General features: G+C 69.9%; 1 protein-coding gene. It reads left to right on the forward strand.

The features are described from left to right. Nucleotides 1–175: 175 nt before the first annotated feature. Nucleotides 176–793, forward strand: coding sequence for a TetR/AcrR family transcriptional regulator (locus BFF77_RS31425; RefSeq protein WP_066956857.1), 618 nt, complete (start codon nt 176–178; stop codon nt 791–793). Nucleotides 794–870: the final 77 nt, after the last annotated feature.

Consider the following 870-nt stretch of genomic DNA (forward strand, 5'->3'; position numbering starts at 1 on the left):
TATCAGGACCCGGCCGGGTCCGAGCCGCACCCGGCGGCGTGAGGACGCCGAAGCCCTGGAGCCCTCGGGCGAAGGGACGTTGACTGTACGGACAGCCAGTGTATTTTTGACGTGTACACAGGTCTGAGAGGGCGGGGGGACCGTGTCGCCGCGATCGGCGCATACGAATGAGGAAATGCGTGAGCAGTCGCGGGAGAGGATCCTCGCCGCCGCGCTGACGGAGTTCGCCGAGAAGGGCTACCACGAGGCGAGCATCTCCGACATCACCGCCCGCGCCGGTGTCTCGCGCGGCCTGATCAGCTACTACTTCCCGGGCAAGCAGGCGCTCGCGGACGAACTCCTCGACCGCTATCTCGACGGCGTCGTCGAGATCGCCGACGTGACCGGCAGCCCCGACGAGCGGCTGGCCGCGATCCTGGACGGCGTGCTCCTCGCCGCCGTACGGACCGTCTCCGTCCAGCGCATGACCCTCAGCCTGGTCGTCGGCCCGGCCACACATGGCCTGTTCGCACAGGTCGAGGCCCGCAAGGAGGAGCGGATCGTGAGGCTGGAGGACCAGCTGCGCGCGTTGTTCGCCGCCCGTGGCGCGGCCGATCCGGCGCTGGAGGAGGTCTTCTTCCGCAGTGTGCTGGAAGGCGTGATCTTCAAGACCGCCGTCTACGCGGGCCAGTACCCCATGGAACGGGTGCGGAGCCGGCTGTACGAGCTGTACGGCCTGCCCGCCCCCGGGACCCCGCTGATCCTGCCCGACCCGCCGCCCGTGGGCCGGATGCGCGCCGCCCCCGCCGGCTGACCCGTGGCACTCCCGTCCCGGTCATCCGCTTCGCCCGCTACGCAAGGAGATGAGCCGAATGGACGTTCACGCAGCGC

The sequence above is a fragment of the Streptomyces lushanensis genome (genome assembly GCF_001700515.1).
Lineage (GTDB): Bacteria > Actinomycetota > Actinomycetes > Streptomycetales > Streptomycetaceae > Streptomyces > Streptomyces lushanensis.

Bases quoted from the DNA above. Each gene is read 5' to 3' on its own strand.
- BFF77_RS31425 (WP_066956857.1), top strand. From the start codon at position 176: ATGCGTGAGCAGTCGCGGGAGAGGATCCTCGCCGCCGCGCTGACGGAG.